The organism is Bifidobacterium sp. M3-N-101, from assembly GCF_023656805.1.
GTDB classification, from domain to species: domain Bacteria; phylum Actinomycetota; class Actinomycetes; order Actinomycetales; family Bifidobacteriaceae; genus Bifidobacterium; species Bifidobacterium breve.
On sequence record NZ_JAMOKQ010000002.1, the window covers coordinates 1 to 15,557 of the forward strand.

At 59.6% G+C, this 15,557-nt stretch carries 16 protein-coding genes and 1 tRNA gene; 5 read left to right on the plus strand and 12 right to left on the minus strand.

Translation table 11 applies throughout. The features are described 5' to 3' along the window. Positions 1 to 2: 2 nt before the first annotated feature. From NBH12_RS01385 to NBH12_RS01400, 4 genes are all read left to right on the plus strand, one after another. Positions 3 to 92: an IS3 family transposase gene (locus tag NBH12_RS01385; protein ID WP_502801743.1), complete on the plus strand. Its 90-nt coding sequence runs from the start codon at positions 3 to 5 to the stop codon at positions 90 to 92. 243 nt (positions 93 to 335) lie between these two features. Then, positions 336 to 494 (plus strand): transposase, encoded by a 159-nt coding sequence (locus NBH12_RS01390; protein WP_052790720.1) that lies wholly within the window; start codon positions 336 to 338, stop codon positions 492 to 494. A 131-nt stretch (positions 495 to 625) separates the two neighbouring features. Then, entirely contained in the window at positions 626 to 2,059 is a 1,434-nt protein-coding gene (locus NBH12_RS01395) for an aspartate ammonia-lyase (protein ID WP_015438395.1), read from the plus strand. 180 nt (positions 2,060 to 2,239) lie between these two features. Continuing rightward, positions 2,240 to 3,031, plus strand: coding sequence for a mechanosensitive ion channel family protein (locus NBH12_RS01400; protein ID WP_016462205.1), 792 nt, complete (start codon positions 2,240 to 2,242; stop codon positions 3,029 to 3,031). A 131-nt stretch (positions 3,032 to 3,162) separates the two neighbouring features. Here the strand turns inward: NBH12_RS01400 and NBH12_RS01405 are convergent, their stop codons facing one another. The 11 genes from NBH12_RS01405 to NBH12_RS01455 form a co-directional block, all read right to left on the minus strand. Next, complete coding sequence (locus tag NBH12_RS01405; RefSeq protein WP_250819088.1) at positions 3,163 to 4,200, minus strand: CPBP family intramembrane glutamic endopeptidase; 1,038 nt, start codon at positions 4,198 to 4,200, stop codon at positions 3,163 to 3,165. Positions 4,201 to 4,616: 416 nt separating this feature from the next. Further along, the gene (locus NBH12_RS01410) at positions 4,617 to 5,936 is read right to left on the minus strand and encodes an ABC transporter ATP-binding protein (protein WP_250819089.1); all 1,320 of its coding nucleotides are present in this window, start codon (positions 5,934 to 5,936) and stop codon (positions 4,617 to 4,619) included. Continuing rightward, entirely contained in the window at positions 5,933 to 6,805 is an 873-nt protein-coding gene (locus tag NBH12_RS01415) for an ABC transporter permease (protein ID WP_044051860.1), read from the minus strand. Before NBH12_RS01415 ends, NBH12_RS01410 begins: the two co-directional genes overlap by 4 nt. Before the next feature lie 35 nt (positions 6,806 to 6,840). Continuing rightward, positions 6,841 to 7,779, minus strand: a complete 939-nt coding sequence (locus NBH12_RS01420; RefSeq protein WP_003828197.1) for an ABC transporter permease — start codon at positions 7,777 to 7,779, stop codon at positions 6,841 to 6,843. A gap of 11 nt (positions 7,780 to 7,790) precedes the next feature. Further along, a complete protein-coding gene (locus NBH12_RS01425) occupies positions 7,791 to 8,957 on the minus strand; it encodes an ABC transporter substrate-binding protein (RefSeq protein WP_025262736.1) in 1,167 nt (388 codons plus the stop codon). Between the two features lie 268 nt (positions 8,958 to 9,225). Continuing rightward, on the minus strand, positions 9,226 to 10,413 hold the full coding sequence (locus NBH12_RS01430; RefSeq protein ID WP_016462201.1) for a D-alanine--D-alanine ligase family protein: 1,188 nt from the start codon (positions 10,411 to 10,413) through the stop codon (positions 9,226 to 9,228). 45 nt (positions 10,414 to 10,458) lie between these two features. Next, on the minus strand, positions 10,459 to 11,460 hold the full coding sequence (locus NBH12_RS01435) for an NAD(P)H-dependent glycerol-3-phosphate dehydrogenase (RefSeq protein ID WP_016462200.1): 1,002 nt from the start codon (positions 11,458 to 11,460) through the stop codon (positions 10,459 to 10,461). A gap of 192 nt (positions 11,461 to 11,652) precedes the next feature. Then, the gene (locus NBH12_RS01440) at positions 11,653 to 12,570 is read right to left on the minus strand and encodes a lysophospholipid acyltransferase family protein (RefSeq protein WP_025221138.1); all 918 of its coding nucleotides are present in this window, start codon (positions 12,568 to 12,570) and stop codon (positions 11,653 to 11,655) included. 161 nt (positions 12,571 to 12,731) lie between these two features. Further along, complete coding sequence (locus NBH12_RS01445; RefSeq protein WP_003828192.1) at positions 12,732 to 13,121, minus strand: Rid family detoxifying hydrolase; 390 nt, start codon at positions 13,119 to 13,121, stop codon at positions 12,732 to 12,734. A 145-nt stretch (positions 13,122 to 13,266) separates the two neighbouring features. Next, positions 13,267 to 13,407: a hypothetical protein gene (locus tag NBH12_RS01450; RefSeq protein ID WP_171842530.1), complete on the minus strand. Its 141-nt coding sequence runs from the start codon at positions 13,405 to 13,407 to the stop codon at positions 13,267 to 13,269. A gap of 174 nt (positions 13,408 to 13,581) precedes the next feature. After that, a tRNA-Arg gene (locus NBH12_RS01455) sits at positions 13,582 to 13,654 on the minus strand. Between the two features lie 144 nt (positions 13,655 to 13,798). Between NBH12_RS01455 and NBH12_RS01460 the strand changes: the two genes are divergently transcribed. Continuing rightward, a complete protein-coding gene (locus tag NBH12_RS01460) occupies positions 13,799 to 14,425 on the plus strand; it encodes a CYTH domain-containing protein (protein ID WP_250819090.1) in 627 nt (208 codons plus the stop codon). Positions 14,426 to 14,563: 138 nt separating this feature from the next. On the opposite strand, the gene NBH12_RS01465 is transcribed toward NBH12_RS01460, so the two are convergent. Beyond that, positions 14,564 to 15,535 carry a tetratricopeptide repeat protein gene (locus tag NBH12_RS01465; protein WP_052828921.1) on the minus strand — a complete coding sequence of 324 codons (972 nt, stop codon included), beginning with the start codon at positions 15,533 to 15,535 and terminating at the stop codon, positions 14,564 to 14,566. Between the last annotated feature and the right edge of the window lie 22 nt (positions 15,536 to 15,557).

Here is a 15,557-nt window from a genome sequence, read left to right on the forward strand (position 1 = left end):
ACATCCGCTGGTACAACCACGAGCGCATCAAACGGTCGCTTGGTTGGATGAGTCCTGTACAATACCGTCAAAGCCAGGGAATGGCTGCGTGACCATCTCCAAGAAAATGTCCGCAGCCCCCAACGCCCGAAATTATGCGTACTTTGGTCTGGGCTTGAGATAGGGGCATGGCCCGTGTCCGTGTACGATTTTCTGTCGCCAAACAAAACAAATCGCGACTGGAAACGAAGGCACGAAGCCATGCCGCAGCAGATTCCACAGGTCCACCGGCACGCGGCCGGGGCGCCGAAAAAGAGGGCTCCCGGTCCGTCGGCGCCTCCCGGGGAGGGCGGAACATGGTCGAACGCGTCTTCAACCGCATGAAGCACCACCGCAAGGCCTCCACCCGCCACGACAGGCTCGACGAGACCTTCCTCGCCAACCTCCAGCTCATCCTCATCGCCGTCTACCTGAAAAAACACAGCCAAAACCCAACTAGTGTAAACACACCCTAATCCAATCCTCCAACGAAGAGCTCCGCCGCAACAGGCGTGGCTCTTTGCATAAACCCGCGTGAGGTTTCTCACAAGGCGCAATCGCCGCACAATGCTGGCGTTTCCACCTCACGCACAGGAAGATAGAAAACATGAGCGAAACTTCGAACAACACCCGTTTGGAACACGACTGCATCGGCAAGATGGAAGTGCCGGCAAACGCCTACTGGGGCATTCACACCCAGCGCGCCATCAGCAACTTCCCGGTCTCCGGCATCACCGACAGCCAGCATCCGGAGCTGGTTCGCGCCTACGCCACAGTCAAGCGCGCTTGCGCCATCGCCAACGAGGAACTGGGACTCATCGACGTTTCCAAGGCCGAGGCCATCCGTGCTGCCTGCCTGGAAATCGAGGCCGGCAAGCTGGCCGATCAGTTCCCGGTCGATGTTATGCAGGGCGGCGCCGGTACTTCGTCGAACATGAACATGAACGAGGTAATCGCCAACCGCGCGCTAGAAATCGCCGGCCATCAGCGTGGCGACTACTCATACATTCACCCGAACGACGATGTCAACGAATCGCAATCCACCAACGACACCTATCCGGCCGCCTGCAAGCTCGCACTGATTGACGCGCTGGGACCGCTTGCCGAGTCCACCAAGAAACTCGCCAAGGCCTTCCATGATTTGGCCGACAAGCACATCAATGATGTGACAATCGGTCGCACCCAGCTACAAGACGCCGTGCCAATGACCTACGGCCAGGAATTCCACGCATTCGCCACACTGCTGAAGTCCGATTTGGCCGCGTTCGACCGCGTAGTGCCATTGTTGGCCCAGCTCAACCTCGGCGCCACCGCTATCGGCACCGGTATTTGCGCCGATTTGCGCTTCCGCCAGTCCGCCACCAAGCATCTGGCGCAAATCACGGGTCTGCCGGTTACCGCCGCCCCTGATCCGGTGGCTGCCATGACCGATATGGGCGCGTATGTGTCTACATCCGCAGCCGTAAAGAACCTCGCCGTGCATCTGAAGAAGGCCGCCGATGATCTGCGACTGCTGAACTCCGGCCCTCGCTGCGGGTTCAACGATCTCAATGTGCCGGCACGCCAGGCAGGGTCCTCGATTATGCCAGCCAAGGTGAACCCGGTTATTCCCGAATGCGTCAACCAATGCTGTTTCATGATTTTCGGCATGGACGTGACCGTGAACTGGGCCGTGGCCGAAGGTCAGCTGCAGCTCAATGCCTTTGACCCGGTGATGGTGCATGAGCTGCTCACCGGCATGGCGCTGCTGACCAACGCGATGACGACGTTCCGCGTCAACTGCGTGGAAGGCATTGAAATCAACGCAGATAACGGGCGCGCCTACGCTCAGTCCTCGCCGTCGATTTCCGCCGCGCTCAATCACTATATTGGCTATGAGCATGCAGCCGACATCGCCGCCGAAGCCGTGCATACCGGCCGCACCGTGCGCGAAGTGGCCGGCGAGCGCACCGACTTGCCCGCCGAACAGCTGGATGAGATTCTCGACCCGATTCGCCTGGCACGCGGCCTCGGGCAAACCTGCCGCGAGCATCAGGAATAGAGGAATTGGACCATGACCGGCGTGACGCTGCTGGCAGCATAACTGATCTTCCGCACTGGTCTCCCCCTCCGACCGCCTCCGGCAGCCACATTCCTCGTCAGAGGGAGGCAATCCGTATATACTTCCTCTGCTGAGGAGTCTCTCACAACTTCTTCAGAGATGGCCGATACAGTAAGGCATATGGATGAATATGCAGGAAATATCGATCGCTGGTTCCAAGCGAACGTCGGCAAACTCACGTGGTTGGCCATTGTATTGGTCCTCGTGCTGGTGACCGACCGGCTTGTCAGTCGCGTTCTGCGCAAGGTATTGGATAATTCGCAGATTCCCAGTGCCTCGATTTTCGTGAACCTCGCGCGTGTAACGATTTGGGTCACCGGCGCGGCAATGGTGCTGCAACCAGTATTCGGCATTAATCCCACCACACTGATCACCGCCCTCGGCGTTGGAGGCGTGGCGATTTCACTGGGTCTGAAAGATACCGTTGCCAACATCATCGGCGGATTCGGATTGATGCTAGGACACGTGATCCAGCCCGGAGATTTGGTGACCGTTCAAGGCGTCACCGGCACTGTGCATGACATCACCTGGCGGCAGACCGCGGTGCGCACCCGCAACGGTGATTTGATGATCATTCCCAACTCGGTGCTGAATACCGCAGCGCTGACCAAGTTGACGCCGGTGAGTGAGGGCATGTCGACGCTGGAATTCACCGCCAAAGCGTCCAGCGATCCGGCCGCTGTCAGTCAGGATATCCTCGACCGTGTGACCAAGGCGACCGCCAATGTGTCTTTGGAAGGGCAGCCGCCTCTGGTCAAATTCACCGGCTTCTCGCCTTATGGCATGACCGGCCAAGTACTGGTATTCGCACGCGAAGGCGTGCTGCTGTCCACTGTGACGGATGCCGCCGCGCGCGCCATCGCCGGAGCCGATTATCTTGTCGAAGACGGCGGCTCAGCAGACAACATCTAACCATCTTGGCTTCCCTCTCTGAGGGGAGCTGCCAGACGAAGTGAGACTGAGGGGAGTACCGTGATACCGCGGAGACTCCCCTCAGTCGGCTTTGCTGGCAGCTCCCCTCAAAGAGGGGCGCCAAAAAATGCTTACGCCAATAGCATCCAGATAGTCAGGCCAACGGTCAGCAGTATATAGATGACCACACCTGGATTGCCGTAGGTCGTGCGCACTTTCAAACCGGTAGGCAACTCTTCGGGAGCCAGATAGAATTCCCAGTTCCTGCGCTTGACGATCAGCAGCACGATACCGGCAATCAGGAGACCCAGCATCACCATGCCGTACAGCATCATGATGCTCAATCCGCGCATACCGCTGCCGCCTTGCACCATGCTCATGATTTCGGCTTCACTGATGGTGCCGCTGAAGATTCTGGGATCAATCTGCTTGAGCATCAGCGGCGCCAGCACGGAGCCATTGAGGTTGATCAGCATGTGCATCAGCACCGAGTAACGCAGGCGAGAGGTGCGCGTGTACACATAGCCGAAAATCAGGCCTAGACCGAAGGCATAGAAGAACTGGAACAGATTCATGTGGAACAGCGCGAATGCCAGTGCGGAGAACACGATAGCCGTCTTTTCCCCGTACCTGCGCAGACGGGAGATGATCTGCTTGCGGAAAAACCATTCCTCGCAAATCGGCGCCAGCAGTCCCACAAACAATGCATTCACCCACTCATTGCCGCCGAGCACCAGATCATTGATACGATTCGTGGCCTGACCATCGGTGATGTCGGCAGACAGCACCATGCCGATGATATTGCCGAGGTACATCACAGGAATGCATATGATGAAAAGCGGGATGAATTCGCCCGGCTTCATGGCAAATTGGCGGGTGCTGATGGCGGGCACGCGCGTGAACACCAGCATGCTGAGCGGCATGGCCACCAGATACAGCGGGCCCGAGGAGGCCAGCAACACCGCCCACGTAGGCACATCGTTACCGGCAAACTGATGTAATGCACCGGTGGCCAGCATGTTGAGCCCAATCCAAAACGCCACCATAATCGCGAGCGCCACGCCCACTATCGAAAAGCGTCGATATGCCACAAACCACCAGTTACCCGACTGCTGCGGCAACGTTGTTTGAGTTCCCTGCTCGGTTTGCGGCGTCTGCGGTTCGCTCATGGATTCCCCTTTATTACCGGTCCGAGGACCGCCTATGCACACGCTTCAAGAATACGGCAGTATGTTCAAAACCGCGCTAAAACCGAGAGGCATACCAGTCGGGAATTGTGCGGCAATAGCCATTTCGCGTGGGACAACATGCAAAAATAGGCTGTTTTTGCGTATCGTCCCACGCTCCTCAAACCGCACCATGTGGCCGCGGCGGTGGAATGGCGTCATTGCAACGATTTTCTAAGAAGCACAATGGGACAACACACATGTATAACGTTTGACAGGCATGTTGTCCCAAATTCAGTGGGACAACATGCAAAAAACAGCGATTATTTTATGTTGTCCCACACCATCACACATCGGCAGCTACGGCCGACAGTGAATTTTCGTTATCATACGCTGCCGGCTGATTCCCCCATCGAGGCTCAGCAAGCGAGCGCTGCGACCGCGCGAGGAGCCACGACTACCTCATCGCCGACGGCGAGCCCAGCCGGCAACTCGCTGGCCGGCAACTGCACCGTGACCTTGAGCTGCTCGCCCTTGTTCCAGCGCTGGTATTCGCCGGAGGTGATCACCGTATCCACACGCACCAAGGAGCCGAGGAAGTGGATGACCTCAACGCGCGCACGCTCACCCACGTGGGAGTCATGCTGTGCGGCCGCGGTCAGAGTCAGATTCTCCGGGCGCACCAGCACGGCCACGGAATCACCCTTGGCCGACCCTTCGAGCAGCGGCACACGCTGGCCGAAGACCACGGCCTCGTCGCCATTGGACGCTCCGGGCAGGCGGTTAGTCAAACCAATGAACGTGGCCACATACTCAGTGGCAGGGCGCTGATACAGGTCCTGCGGAGCGGCGATCTGCTCGATCTTGCCCTTGTTCATCACGCCGATACGATCGGCCACGGCCAACGCTTCCTCCTGATCGTGGGTCACGAACACGGTGGTGGTGCCGGTGTTGAGCTGAATGCGGCGAATCTGATCACGCAGCTGCACACGAACCTTGGCGTCGAGGGCGGAAAGTGGCTCGTCGAGCAGCAGCACGCGCGGCTTGACTGCCAATGCACGAGCCAAGGCCACACGCTGCTGCTGGCCGCCGGACATCTGCTGTGTGTACTTTTTGGCCTGATCGGCAAGCCCCACGAGCTCAAGCTGCTCCATGGCAATCTTGCGACGCTCGGCCTTGCCCATGCCACGCACTTCAAGACCGAATTCCACGTTTTCGAGAGCGGTCATGTGAGGGAAGAGGGAGTAAGCCTGGAACACCATGGCCATCTCTCGCTTGTTGACCGGCACGCCGGTGACATCCTGGCCGCCGACCATGATGCGGCCGCCCTGAATATCCTCGAGGCCGGCAAGCGAGCGCAGCGCGGTGGACTTGCCGCAGCCTGAGCCGCCGAGCAGCACGACCATTTCGCCGGGCTTGATGTCCAGATTGAAATCGTCAAGCGCATGCACAGTAGAGCCGGGGTAGATCTTGATGACGTTCTGCATCTGAATGGAGCCACCGCCGCGCTTGACGGTGTCCTTGAGCAGAGCCTTGGCGGCCTTGGTCACGTCCTTGCCGCACACGCCCTCGAGGGTAGCGGTGGGATCGTTCTTGAACGCATCCTCGGCGGCAGTCTGCGCGGAAGTCGCGGGGGCGACGGGCTGCACATCGGAGCCGGTGCCGACAGTCGGAGCCACATCGGCAACGGCCTCATGCGAAGCCTCATGGCCAAACATCGAACGGAAAGACATAATCATTTACCTTCTTTGGACTTGCGCATCGCATCAGAAATCAAGTCGAGCGCAACGAGCAGCACCACGCCGAAGAGCAGAGCCAGCAGCGACATGGCGGTGGAGATTTGTGAATTGGACTGGCCGAGCTGGTAGAGCGCGACCTGCAGGTTCATGCGGCCGAGCAGCGAGGCGACGGTGTATTCGCCCAGCACCACGGCGATGGAGATGAAGGATGCCGACAGAATCGACTGCCACAGGTTCGGGATGATCACCTTGAAGAACACCTTGGGCCAGGAGGCGCCGAGCGAACGGGAGGCCTCGACCAGGGTCTTGACATCGATGGAGTTGAGCCCCACGGCGATGGCGCGGAACGCGAACGGCATGACGAGGATCACGTAGGCGAAGCACAGCCAGATCGGGTTGGTGCTCAGCACGTCGGCAGACAGCCAGCGGTAGATCGGGCCAAGGCCGACGACCAGTACGATGGCCGGGATGGTCAGCGGCAAGGTGGCCACCCATTCGATTGCGCGTTCCAAGGCTTTGGAGCGAATGTGCACGATAACCATGGTGGGCACCAGCAGCAACAGCATGATCACCACAGTGACCGCGCTCAGCGCCAGCGAAGTGCCAACGCCCTGCCACAGTACTGTCAGGTCGGCACCCAACGATTCGCCGTTGCCGGTGAAGATCGCAATCCAGGGAGCCGCCGACCAGCGGCCGGAGAGCGGATGACGCAGGGTGAAGATGAGCATGGCCAGCAACGGCACGAACAGGAACGCCAGCGTGACGAACAAAATCACGAATTTGATGACGCTTTGCTTGGCTCGGCGTGCGGCGCGCAGCTGCGGGGGCTTGGGGAACGTTACGGTGGACGCGACGACGGCACCGGCGATGCCGTCAGTATCGAACGCGCGGGTATCTTCTGCATTCACTGCCAACGTCCGGCCCTCTTTTCCACAGCGTGGCTCAGCAGCATGACGATGGCCACGACGATGATCATTGCGAATGCCAGCACTTGGGCAAAGCCCTGCTGGTTAGGATCCATCTCATTGCGCATGGCACCCTGAATCATCAGCGGCACCAGAATCGAACGCTGCGAGAACAGGGCTGCGGCAGTGGCGTATGCGGAGAACGCGGAGGCGAACAGCAGCAGGAACGCGGAGATGAAGCGGGGAGCCAGAATCGGACAGGCCACACGCGTCCAGTACTGGAACGTATTGCCGCCCAATGATTCGCAGGCCTCACGCCATTGCGGGCGAATCGAATCGACTGCGGGCAGGAAGATGATAATCATCAGCGGAATCTGGAAGTAGCAGTAGATGGTGATCAGACCGGGCAGCGAGCTCAGCCAGTTCGGGTTCACCGTGTAGCCGGTCAGAGTCTTGATGAGCATGGTGCCGATGCCGTTAATGCCGATGGTGGCGATGAACGCGAACGCAAGCATCACACCGCCGAACTGGGCGAGCACCGAGGAGATGGCGGAGATCATGCGACGCAGCAGACCGTTCGGTTTGGCGCCGATGACCAGCGCGTAGGAGGCGAGCGCACCCACCACCGCACCAATCACGGAAGATGCCACGGACACCAGAATCGAGGTGCCGAATGCGGCGACGGTGTTGGCTTCGAACATCTTATTGAAATTCGAGAGCGTGAAACCGCCGCTGCGATCCTGGAAAGCACCCACCACCACAATCACGGTGGGAGCCAGCAGGAAGCAGGCGGTGTAGGCAAAGAACGGGAGCGTGGAGGCAAGCGTGCCCAGCTCCTGACGATGCTTCGCCAGCACGGACGAGGCGGCGGAGGGAGTAGCGGACGGACCCGCGGCCTTGGCGGCAGCAGGTCCGTTCTGTGCGATTGCGGCAGTCATGCGAGGTAACCTCAGTTGCCGATCGTCTTGTCCCAGTTGTTCTGGAGCCACTCGGTGATGCGGGTGGAGTCATCGTTGGTGTAGGAGACCGGGTCGCCTTCGATAGTGATGGCGTCCTTCAGGGTGTCCTGATCAACGGTGCCGTCTTCCTTCATGGAGTCGAGCAGCACCGGGTTGGCGCCGCCTTTGAACCACAGGTTCTGGGCATCGGCGGTGTACAGGTACTCCTCCCACAGGCGGGCGGCGGCCGGGTGCGGCGCGTCCTTGTTGATGGCCTGGTTGTAGTAGCTCACGACCTGGGCCTTCGGGAAGGTCTTGTACTTCCAGTTCACGCCCTTATCCTTGAGCTCCTTCTTGTAGGAAGCCTGATTGTAGGTCCAGTCGAACACCACACCGGTCTGGCCGGAGTCGATGGTGCCGTTGGTCACGTCCACGGTGGTCAGGTTGCCGGCTTCCTGCAGCTTCTTGAAGAAGTCAAGACCAGGCTGCAGGTTATTGATGTCGCCGCCTGCGAGCTGGTTGACCATCAGGTAGCCGTTGAAGGCGGCACCGGCTTCGGCGGGTTTGCCGTTCAAGGACACCGTGCCGGCGAACTTGGAATCGAGCAAATCGTCCAGAGAGTTGATCTCACCGTACTTATCGGCATTCCAGCCCACGGACATGATGCCGGTGTAGTCGGCGTAGTAGGCGCCGTCGGCATCCTTGGCGGTGTCCGGAATCTTGTCCCAGGCCTGCACCTTGTACGGAGCGAAGCTATCGGTGGAAGTGGCGGCGATGGCCTGGCCGACATCGAACACGTCGGGGGCGGCGTCGGTGCCCTTGTTGGTCTTGGCGGCGTCAAGCTCTTCCTTGGAGGAAGCGTTCGGGTTGAGCTCGGTGACCTTGATCTCCGGGTACTTCTTCTTGAAGCCCTCGATGACCTCGCCGTAGTTGGACCAGTCGTGCGGCAGCGCGATGACGTTCAGCGCACCCTCTTCCTTGGCGGCCTTTTCGAGGTCTTCCATAGTACCGAAGTCGGCGAGGGAAGTGGCCTTGGCGGACTTCCCGTTCACGGTGACGGCCTTGCCGGCGCTTTCGCCGGCGCCATCGGAGGAGGCGCTGCTGGAGCCGCAGGCGGCCATGGAGAATGCAAGCACGGCGGCAAGGGAGCCGGCCGCGATCTTACTCAGGTTGTTCATAATGTTCCTTTTCTCAACATCATCCAGACGGAAACGGTCTGGGGAACCGGGCTCGTTGCGCGGCATGCGCGCAGCCCGTAATCCCAAGAAAAGAAACTATGCGTCCAATCTGTCCGGACACTGGCGTGAAAGTGAATTGCATTCGCCATTTGCCATACGTTGGCTGAACTCAGGAAAACTCTGCATGAACTGTTGACGCTCGACGGCCATACGTCAAAAAAAAAAATGGCTTCCCAAGGAGGGAAGCCACGCAGTCGCTGTTGCGAGATTACTTCAACACGCCTTCGATCAGACGGGTGATGAGTTCGGTGTATCCCACACCCGTGGCGTCCCACGCCTTGGGATACATGGAAATCGGCGTGAAGCCAGGCATGGTGTTGATCTCGTTGACCATCACGGTGCCGTCCGGAGTCACGAAGGTATCCACGCGGCTCAGACCCGCTCCATCTACGGCCTTGAACGCACGGCGAGCCACGTCGCGTACATCCTCAAGCACGCTGACGGGCAGGTTGGCCGGCACTTCCACATGGCTGGCGGAAGCATCCATGTACTTGGAATCGAAATCATAGAACTGGTCGTCATTCTGGTGGTCAAGCACGATTTCGCCGGGCCAGCTGGCCTCGGGCTCATCGCCCGCCTTCGGGCACAGCACGGCGCATTCGATCTCGCGGCCGTCGATGCCCTGCTCGATGAGCACCTTCCAGTCATGCTCACCGGCCGTGGCGATGGCAGCGGCCACACGGTCCTGCTGGGTTTCCAGATCCTCGGCTTTATCCACCTTGGTGACGCCAAAGCTGGATCCAGCACGGGAAGGCTTGACGAACAGCGGATAAGCCAATCCGGCTGCCTCGATCTGGGCGACCACATCGGCTGCAGTGAACTCGCGCGCATCCACCATAATGCCGGGAGCCGTCGGAATACCGGCAGCGTTGAGCACCACTTTGGTGTAGTGCTTATCCATGCAGGCGGCAGAGGCGAACACGCCACAGCCCACATACGGCACACCCATCATCTCGAGAAGACCCTGCACCGTGCCGTCCTCGCCGTAAGGGCCATGCAGCACAGGCAGCACCGCATCGACATGCCCCAGCGAGGTCAGCACGTGATGTATCTCAGGATCGGACAAGCTCACAAAGCTGGTGCCAAAACCGGAGTCGGCATTGCGGAGATGATCCGGCTCACCGGCAAAGAAACCGTCCTTGCCTCGCGAGGGGTCGAGAATCACCGGACGGGATTTCGGCGTGATCTTCACGGTCGGCAGCTCGTCGCCGTCCAGATTCCAGCCGCGCGGATCCTCACCGTCGATAATCCACTTGCCGTCCTTGGTGATGCCCACCGGAATCGGCTCGAAACGTTCGGTATCCATAGCCGCCAGCACGCCGGCCGTGGAGATGCAGGAAATCGAATGTTCATCCGCACGCCCACCATAGAGCACCACAATACGTTTCTTGGCCATAACCATCCTTTGACTGCTGAACGAAACTTTTAATCTGCTATGAGTCTACTCGACAGTGATTTCACGCCCGAAAAGCCCGGCAAGCATTTCCGCACAGGAAATGCCCTCATTGAGCACACGGCTCATCTGATAGGCCAACGGAGTGGGCACGTCAAGCTGATTGCCCAAAGCCACCACCGCATCCGTGGTAGGCACACCCTCCGCCACGCCATTGCTGACCTTAGTGGCTTCTTCCACGCTCAGCCCCTTGCCGAGGTTGGAGCCAAACGTGTAGTTGCGGGAAAGCGGCGAGCCACAGGTGGCGATGAGATCGCCCACACCCGCCAGCCCAAAGAAGGTCTTGGGATCGGCGCCTGCCGCAGCACCCAGAGCAGTGAGCTCGGCAAGTCCGCGGGTCTCGATCATGGCGGCGGTGTTCTCACCGTAACCGGCACCACGAGCCATACCCACGGCGAGCGCGGTCACGTTCTTCAGGCTGCCGCACATTTCCAGACCAATGACATCAGTGGTCACGAACGCCTTGAAGTATTTGGTGGTGCAGGCCTCGGCCACGATGGTGGCGTTGTCGATGTTCTCGCAGGCCACCACGGTGGCTGCGGGATGACGATCGGCGATTTCCTTGGACAGGTTCGGGCCGGAGATGGCGGCAAAGCGGTCAGCCGGCAAATCAAGGGTCTCACGAACCACTTCATCCATGCGCTTGTTGGTGTTACGCTCGATGCCCTTCATCAGGCTGACCACGATGGCATGCTCGGGAATCAATCCCCTGAACTCAACGAGTGCCACACGGGCGAACTGGGCGGCGATGGCCACGACCACAATATCGGCATCCTTGACGGCTTCGGCGCGATTGCCAGTGGCGGTGATGGCATCCGGCAGCTTCTTGACAGACGGCAGGCGAACACCATTGCGCCGATTGTCCCGGATATCCTCGACGATTTCCGGTTCACGGGCCCACATGGTCACGTCATTGCCGGCATCCGCCAGCACCTGGCCGAAAGCAGTACCCCATGCCCCTGCACCGAGAACCGTTATTTTCCTACCCATATCAAATTCCTACCTTCGCTTGTCGCATGGAGTGCTGTTTTTCTACCTCACGGCTATCGTCGTTCGGCGTCGCCTACCGACAGCCCACCGGGCTGTCGCCTTTACGGCTCCGTCCATACTCCTGCACCGAGAACCGTTATTTTCCTACCCATATCAAATTCCTATTTTCGCTGCGCGCAACTGTGCGTTATGCTACTCCACCGCCGGGAACTGGCCACCAGCCTCGGGCCACGGCTTACGGCTCATGGAACGGTAATCCCAATAGCCTTCTGCCGGGAATCGCTCGCCGCGAATCTCCTCCAACACCGTGTTCATGCGCTTGAATACGCGCCACATCAATTCGTCCACGGCCTCGGCGGGCGGTTCATCGCCCCAGGAATCCATGTCAACAAGCAGATCGGAATAATCGAGCGCCTCGTCGTAGCACATCACCACATTCTTGCGAGGCCACGGCCACCAGTGGTTGATGGAAGCCGCGCCCCACGTCACTGCAGGGTAGAGCGGCACTTGATGGCCAAGTCTGCGGGAGGCTTCAAGCGCAATGTATCCTACACCCTCCTTGATGCTCATCACCCATTTCTTCGGATCGCGGGTCACCGTGCCTTCCGGCCAAACGGTGAGGGGGCGGCCGGAAGTAAGAATATCGATTGAGGTCTCCTCGATCTGCTTGGCCTTGCCGGAGCGACGCTGCACCGGCTGCATGCCGACCAATTGGAACCATTTGCCGATCAGCGGCCACTTGGCCATCTCGGCCTTGGCCATGTAACGCGGGCGACGGCCCATGTGGAACAGGCTCATCATCGGCACGAACACATCGAACATGGTGATGTGGCTGGCCGCGGTAATGAACGGGCCGGTTTCCGGTACATGGTCAAGACCCCATGCCTTGGTCTTGCAACTAGCGCGGAATACCACGGAAACACCGGCCAGCAGTCGCTTGGTGGCCTTGGGGTTCTGGGCGTTGATCTCCGGCTGGTTCGGCGTACGCGGACCAGTCGGATAGTAATTGGTGGGGTCCACGAGTGTATGGCTGCCTGCCAGACGCTTGACCTGTTCGTTGCTCAGCGGGCTCACAGCCGAACGCGGCGACGGTTTTCCTTTGGATGCCATGGTCACTATTGTGGCACGAACCGACGCCCAAACCATGCATTACCAGCCCCGCTGGTGGATGCCGTCAGCACATCTGACTGGGGGTGGTCTCAGCTCACGGCCAAAACCACCCCCTCCGTCCGACTATTGCCGGGCAGCCCCCGCCAGCGGGGGCAAATACGTCACTCCACGGCGATGGCGTCGATCTCCACCAGTGCACCCTTGGGAATCATGTTGTTGCCAAAGGCCACACGTGCGGGCTTCACGGAACCGATGAACACCTCGGCGTAGCGAGCGTCCACTTCCTTGAAGTCCTCAACGTTCTTCAGGTAAATGGTGGCACGGCACACATGCTCAATGCCAGTACCGGCGGTGTCGAGAATATGCTTGATGTTCTTCAACGCCTGCGCGGCCTGCTCGCCCGCGGTATCCCCTGCCAGCTCACCGGTGGTCGGATCAATACCCAGCTGACCGGACACGAACACGAAACCATTGGCCTTCACCGCCTGGCTGTACGCGCCCAGCGCGGCCGGGGCCTCCGAAGTAGCTACGGCTTCCATCTTCTCGCTCATTATGTGCTCCTCTTGTTGGATTAGCGAACCCGATTACGTAGCAGTTTACCGAGCGCAGGCACGCTTACGGATGCCACTGCCCGCCATGCGGCCATATTCCGCCTCACCGCCCGGGCGATATGCAGCAGAGCGCTTCCGGGATGCTTCACCACATATGCCAGAACGGCTGTTCCTTGCGGCGCACACGCAGGCCCGCCGTAACCGCGAATCCCGTCACCAGAGACAGCGCCAGTACCATAGCGAGCAAGTGAACCGACCAATGCCGCTGCGACCCGTTCCGGATCATCGCACACCTCCTCATGGGGTGAGTTCCATGACCTCAATCCACTTCATTATGCGCTCTTAAAACCCAGCACAACAGCATTCCATGGGGTATTCATGGATGCCCTCAGGGAAAACTCAGGGAACCCTGAGCGAGCATGAAAAAAGGGCTTTCGACATATGCCGAAAGCCCCACCGGTGGGCTTGATGGGGATCGAACCCACGACCTTCTGTTCCGGAGACAGACGCTCTATCCACTGAGCTACAAACCCGAGCAACTTCTTTACTGTACACCAACCATCACCCGCGCCCAAGCCACTATCATCAGCGCAGCCCAGCCGGCATCATGACCATATTGTGAGGCCAATCACCGGCAAAACCTAGGGAAACGCCGTAAACGGCTCTACAATGGGGTTATGTCGGAACCTACAGATGACTTCGAATACGAACGCCGCTTCTTCTGCCGCGAGCTGCCAGACGAATACAACGACGGCGACATCCCGGCCCTCATCATCCAGAGCTACTACGTGCATGCCGACAACTATGCGCTGCGCGTCAGGTTGGTCTCACACAAGGTGAGCGTCAATATGACCCCTGACATCGACCCGATTGCCGTGCTGGATGAGCACCGCGAGCAGTTCTCGGAGGCCTTCGTTACCGTTAAGGGACCGTCCGTGGGCGGCACCCGATATGAAGTGGAGCGTGAGATTGACGCCCGCATTGCCGCGGAACTCATCAAGCGCGGCGGCGAAGTGGTTATCAAGAACCGCTATTCCGTATGGATTGCGGAGGACGGCTGGAGTGTGGATGTGTTTGGCGGGCTCAATGCGCCTCTTATCGTGGCCGAGGCCGAACGATCGGGACCAGTAACCAATCTGACGATTCCGAAGTTCTGCGTTACCGAAATCACCGATCAGGCGCGATTCAACAATGACGGACTGGCTGCCAAGCCGTTCAGCACATGGGCCGACGACTTTGAAGAGGAGCTGGCCTTGGACGGGCCGCGATTCCAGCAGCACTTCGGGAAAAACCGGATGGCGTAACAGCCAGCTCAGCCGCAATTAAGGACGGGCTTTGCCCCGCAGCTTTCTGGCTCGGCTATCGTCTCGCCCTCGCCTACAAACAGCCCACCGGGCTGTTTGCTTCACGGCTCGGCCTCACTCGAGGGAAGCCAAGGAAAATCAGTACATCAGGGTTGCGAGACGGCGACGGGCACGAGCTAGGCGCGGGTCGGTCGGTTCGGGGATGGTGAAGTACTCGAGCAGGCGCTGACGCACCGCCTCGAGATCGCCCTTATGGCCTGCGGCCAAGAAGTCAAGCAGACGGTCAAAAGCATCCTGAATCTGGCCGCCAATCATATCGATATCAGCCACGGCCAGTTGCGCTTCCACATCGTCGGGCGCAGCGGCTGCGGCGGCACGCACCTCGCGCACATCCGCGGAACCGGAACGGGCCAGCAAAAGCGCCTTGGCATGTTCGCGGGCGGCCAGCGCATCAGACGGATCGGATTCCATAACACGTGCATATTCAGCGGCGGCACCGGCGTAGTCGCCTTCCTCGGCCAAGCGATGAGCCTCAGCGTGCTCGGGAGGCACCTGCTCCGTATCAGCACCAGTCGCACCGGTACTCGCGGCAGCATCGGAATCAGGATCGCCGGAATACGGCGCAGTGCCGGTCACGCCGGACTGGGCCGCGGCCTGAATAATCTTGGGAATCACCTCATCGGTAAGCTGCTTCAGCTCATCATCACCAGGCAGGCCCTGCAACAACGGCATCGGGCGACCGGAAATCAGCGCGAACAATGCCGGCGCACCTTGCACTTGCAGTGCCTGTGCGATCGAAGGATTAGTCGCGATGTCAATGCGGGAGAGCTGAATCTGGCCATTGAGACCATTTACCGCATCGCCCAGCGCGCGAGCCATCGAGAAAAGACGGTCGTCAGTGGGCACCCACAGCAACAGCAGAATCGGGAACGTGGCGGAGGTCTGCACCATCGCCTGGAAGGTGTTCTCGGTGGTGTCGATCACATATCCACCAGCTGCCGGTGCGCCGCCAGCCTGTCCTGGCTCAGCCTTGACCTGATGCTTCAGCGCTTCCAAATCGACAGCACCCGCCAACGATACTCCTGGATTGAACTGCTGCTGATCAGCCATATATGCCTCCACATGTACGCGC

Coding starts and splice junctions, on each gene's coding strand:
- NBH12_RS01390 (WP_052790720.1), top strand. CDS start 336: ATGGTCGAACGCGTCTTCAACCGCATGAAGCACCACCGCAAGGCCTCC.
- NBH12_RS01395 (WP_015438395.1), top strand. CDS start 626: ATGAGCGAAACTTCGAACAACACCCGTTTGGAACACGACTGCATCGGC.
- NBH12_RS01400 (WP_016462205.1), top strand. CDS start 2,240: ATGGATGAATATGCAGGAAATATCGATCGCTGGTTCCAAGCGAACGTC.
- NBH12_RS01405 (WP_250819088.1), bottom strand. CDS start 4,200: ATGAGCGAACCGCAGACGCCGCAAACCGAGCAGGGAACTCAAACAACG.
- NBH12_RS01410 (WP_250819089.1), bottom strand. CDS start 5,936: ATGATTATGTCTTTCCGTTCGATGTTTGGCCATGAGGCTTCGCATGAG.
- NBH12_RS01420 (WP_003828197.1), bottom strand. CDS start 7,779: ATGACTGCCGCAATCGCACAGAACGGACCTGCTGCCGCCAAGGCCGCG.
- NBH12_RS01425 (WP_025262736.1), bottom strand. CDS start 8,957: ATGAACAACCTGAGTAAGATCGCGGCCGGCTCCCTTGCCGCCGTGCTT.
- NBH12_RS01430 (WP_016462201.1), bottom strand. CDS start 10,413: ATGGCCAAGAAACGTATTGTGGTGCTCTATGGTGGGCGTGCGGATGAA.
- NBH12_RS01435 (WP_016462200.1), bottom strand. CDS start 11,460: ATGGGTAGGAAAATAACGGTTCTCGGTGCAGGGGCATGGGGTACTGCT.
- NBH12_RS01440 (WP_025221138.1), bottom strand. CDS start 12,570: ATGGCATCCAAAGGAAAACCGTCGCCGCGTTCGGCTGTGAGCCCGCTG.
- NBH12_RS01445 (WP_003828192.1), bottom strand. CDS start 13,121: ATGAGCGAGAAGATGGAAGCCGTAGCTACTTCGGAGGCCCCGGCCGCG.
- NBH12_RS01450 (WP_171842530.1), bottom strand. CDS start 13,407: ATGATCCGGAACGGGTCGCAGCGGCATTGGTCGGTTCACTTGCTCGCT.
- NBH12_RS01460 (WP_250819090.1), top strand. CDS start 13,799: ATGTCGGAACCTACAGATGACTTCGAATACGAACGCCGCTTCTTCTGC.
- NBH12_RS01465 (WP_052828921.1), bottom strand. CDS start 15,535: ATGGCTGATCAGCAGCAGTTCAATCCAGGAGTATCGTTGGCGGGTGCT.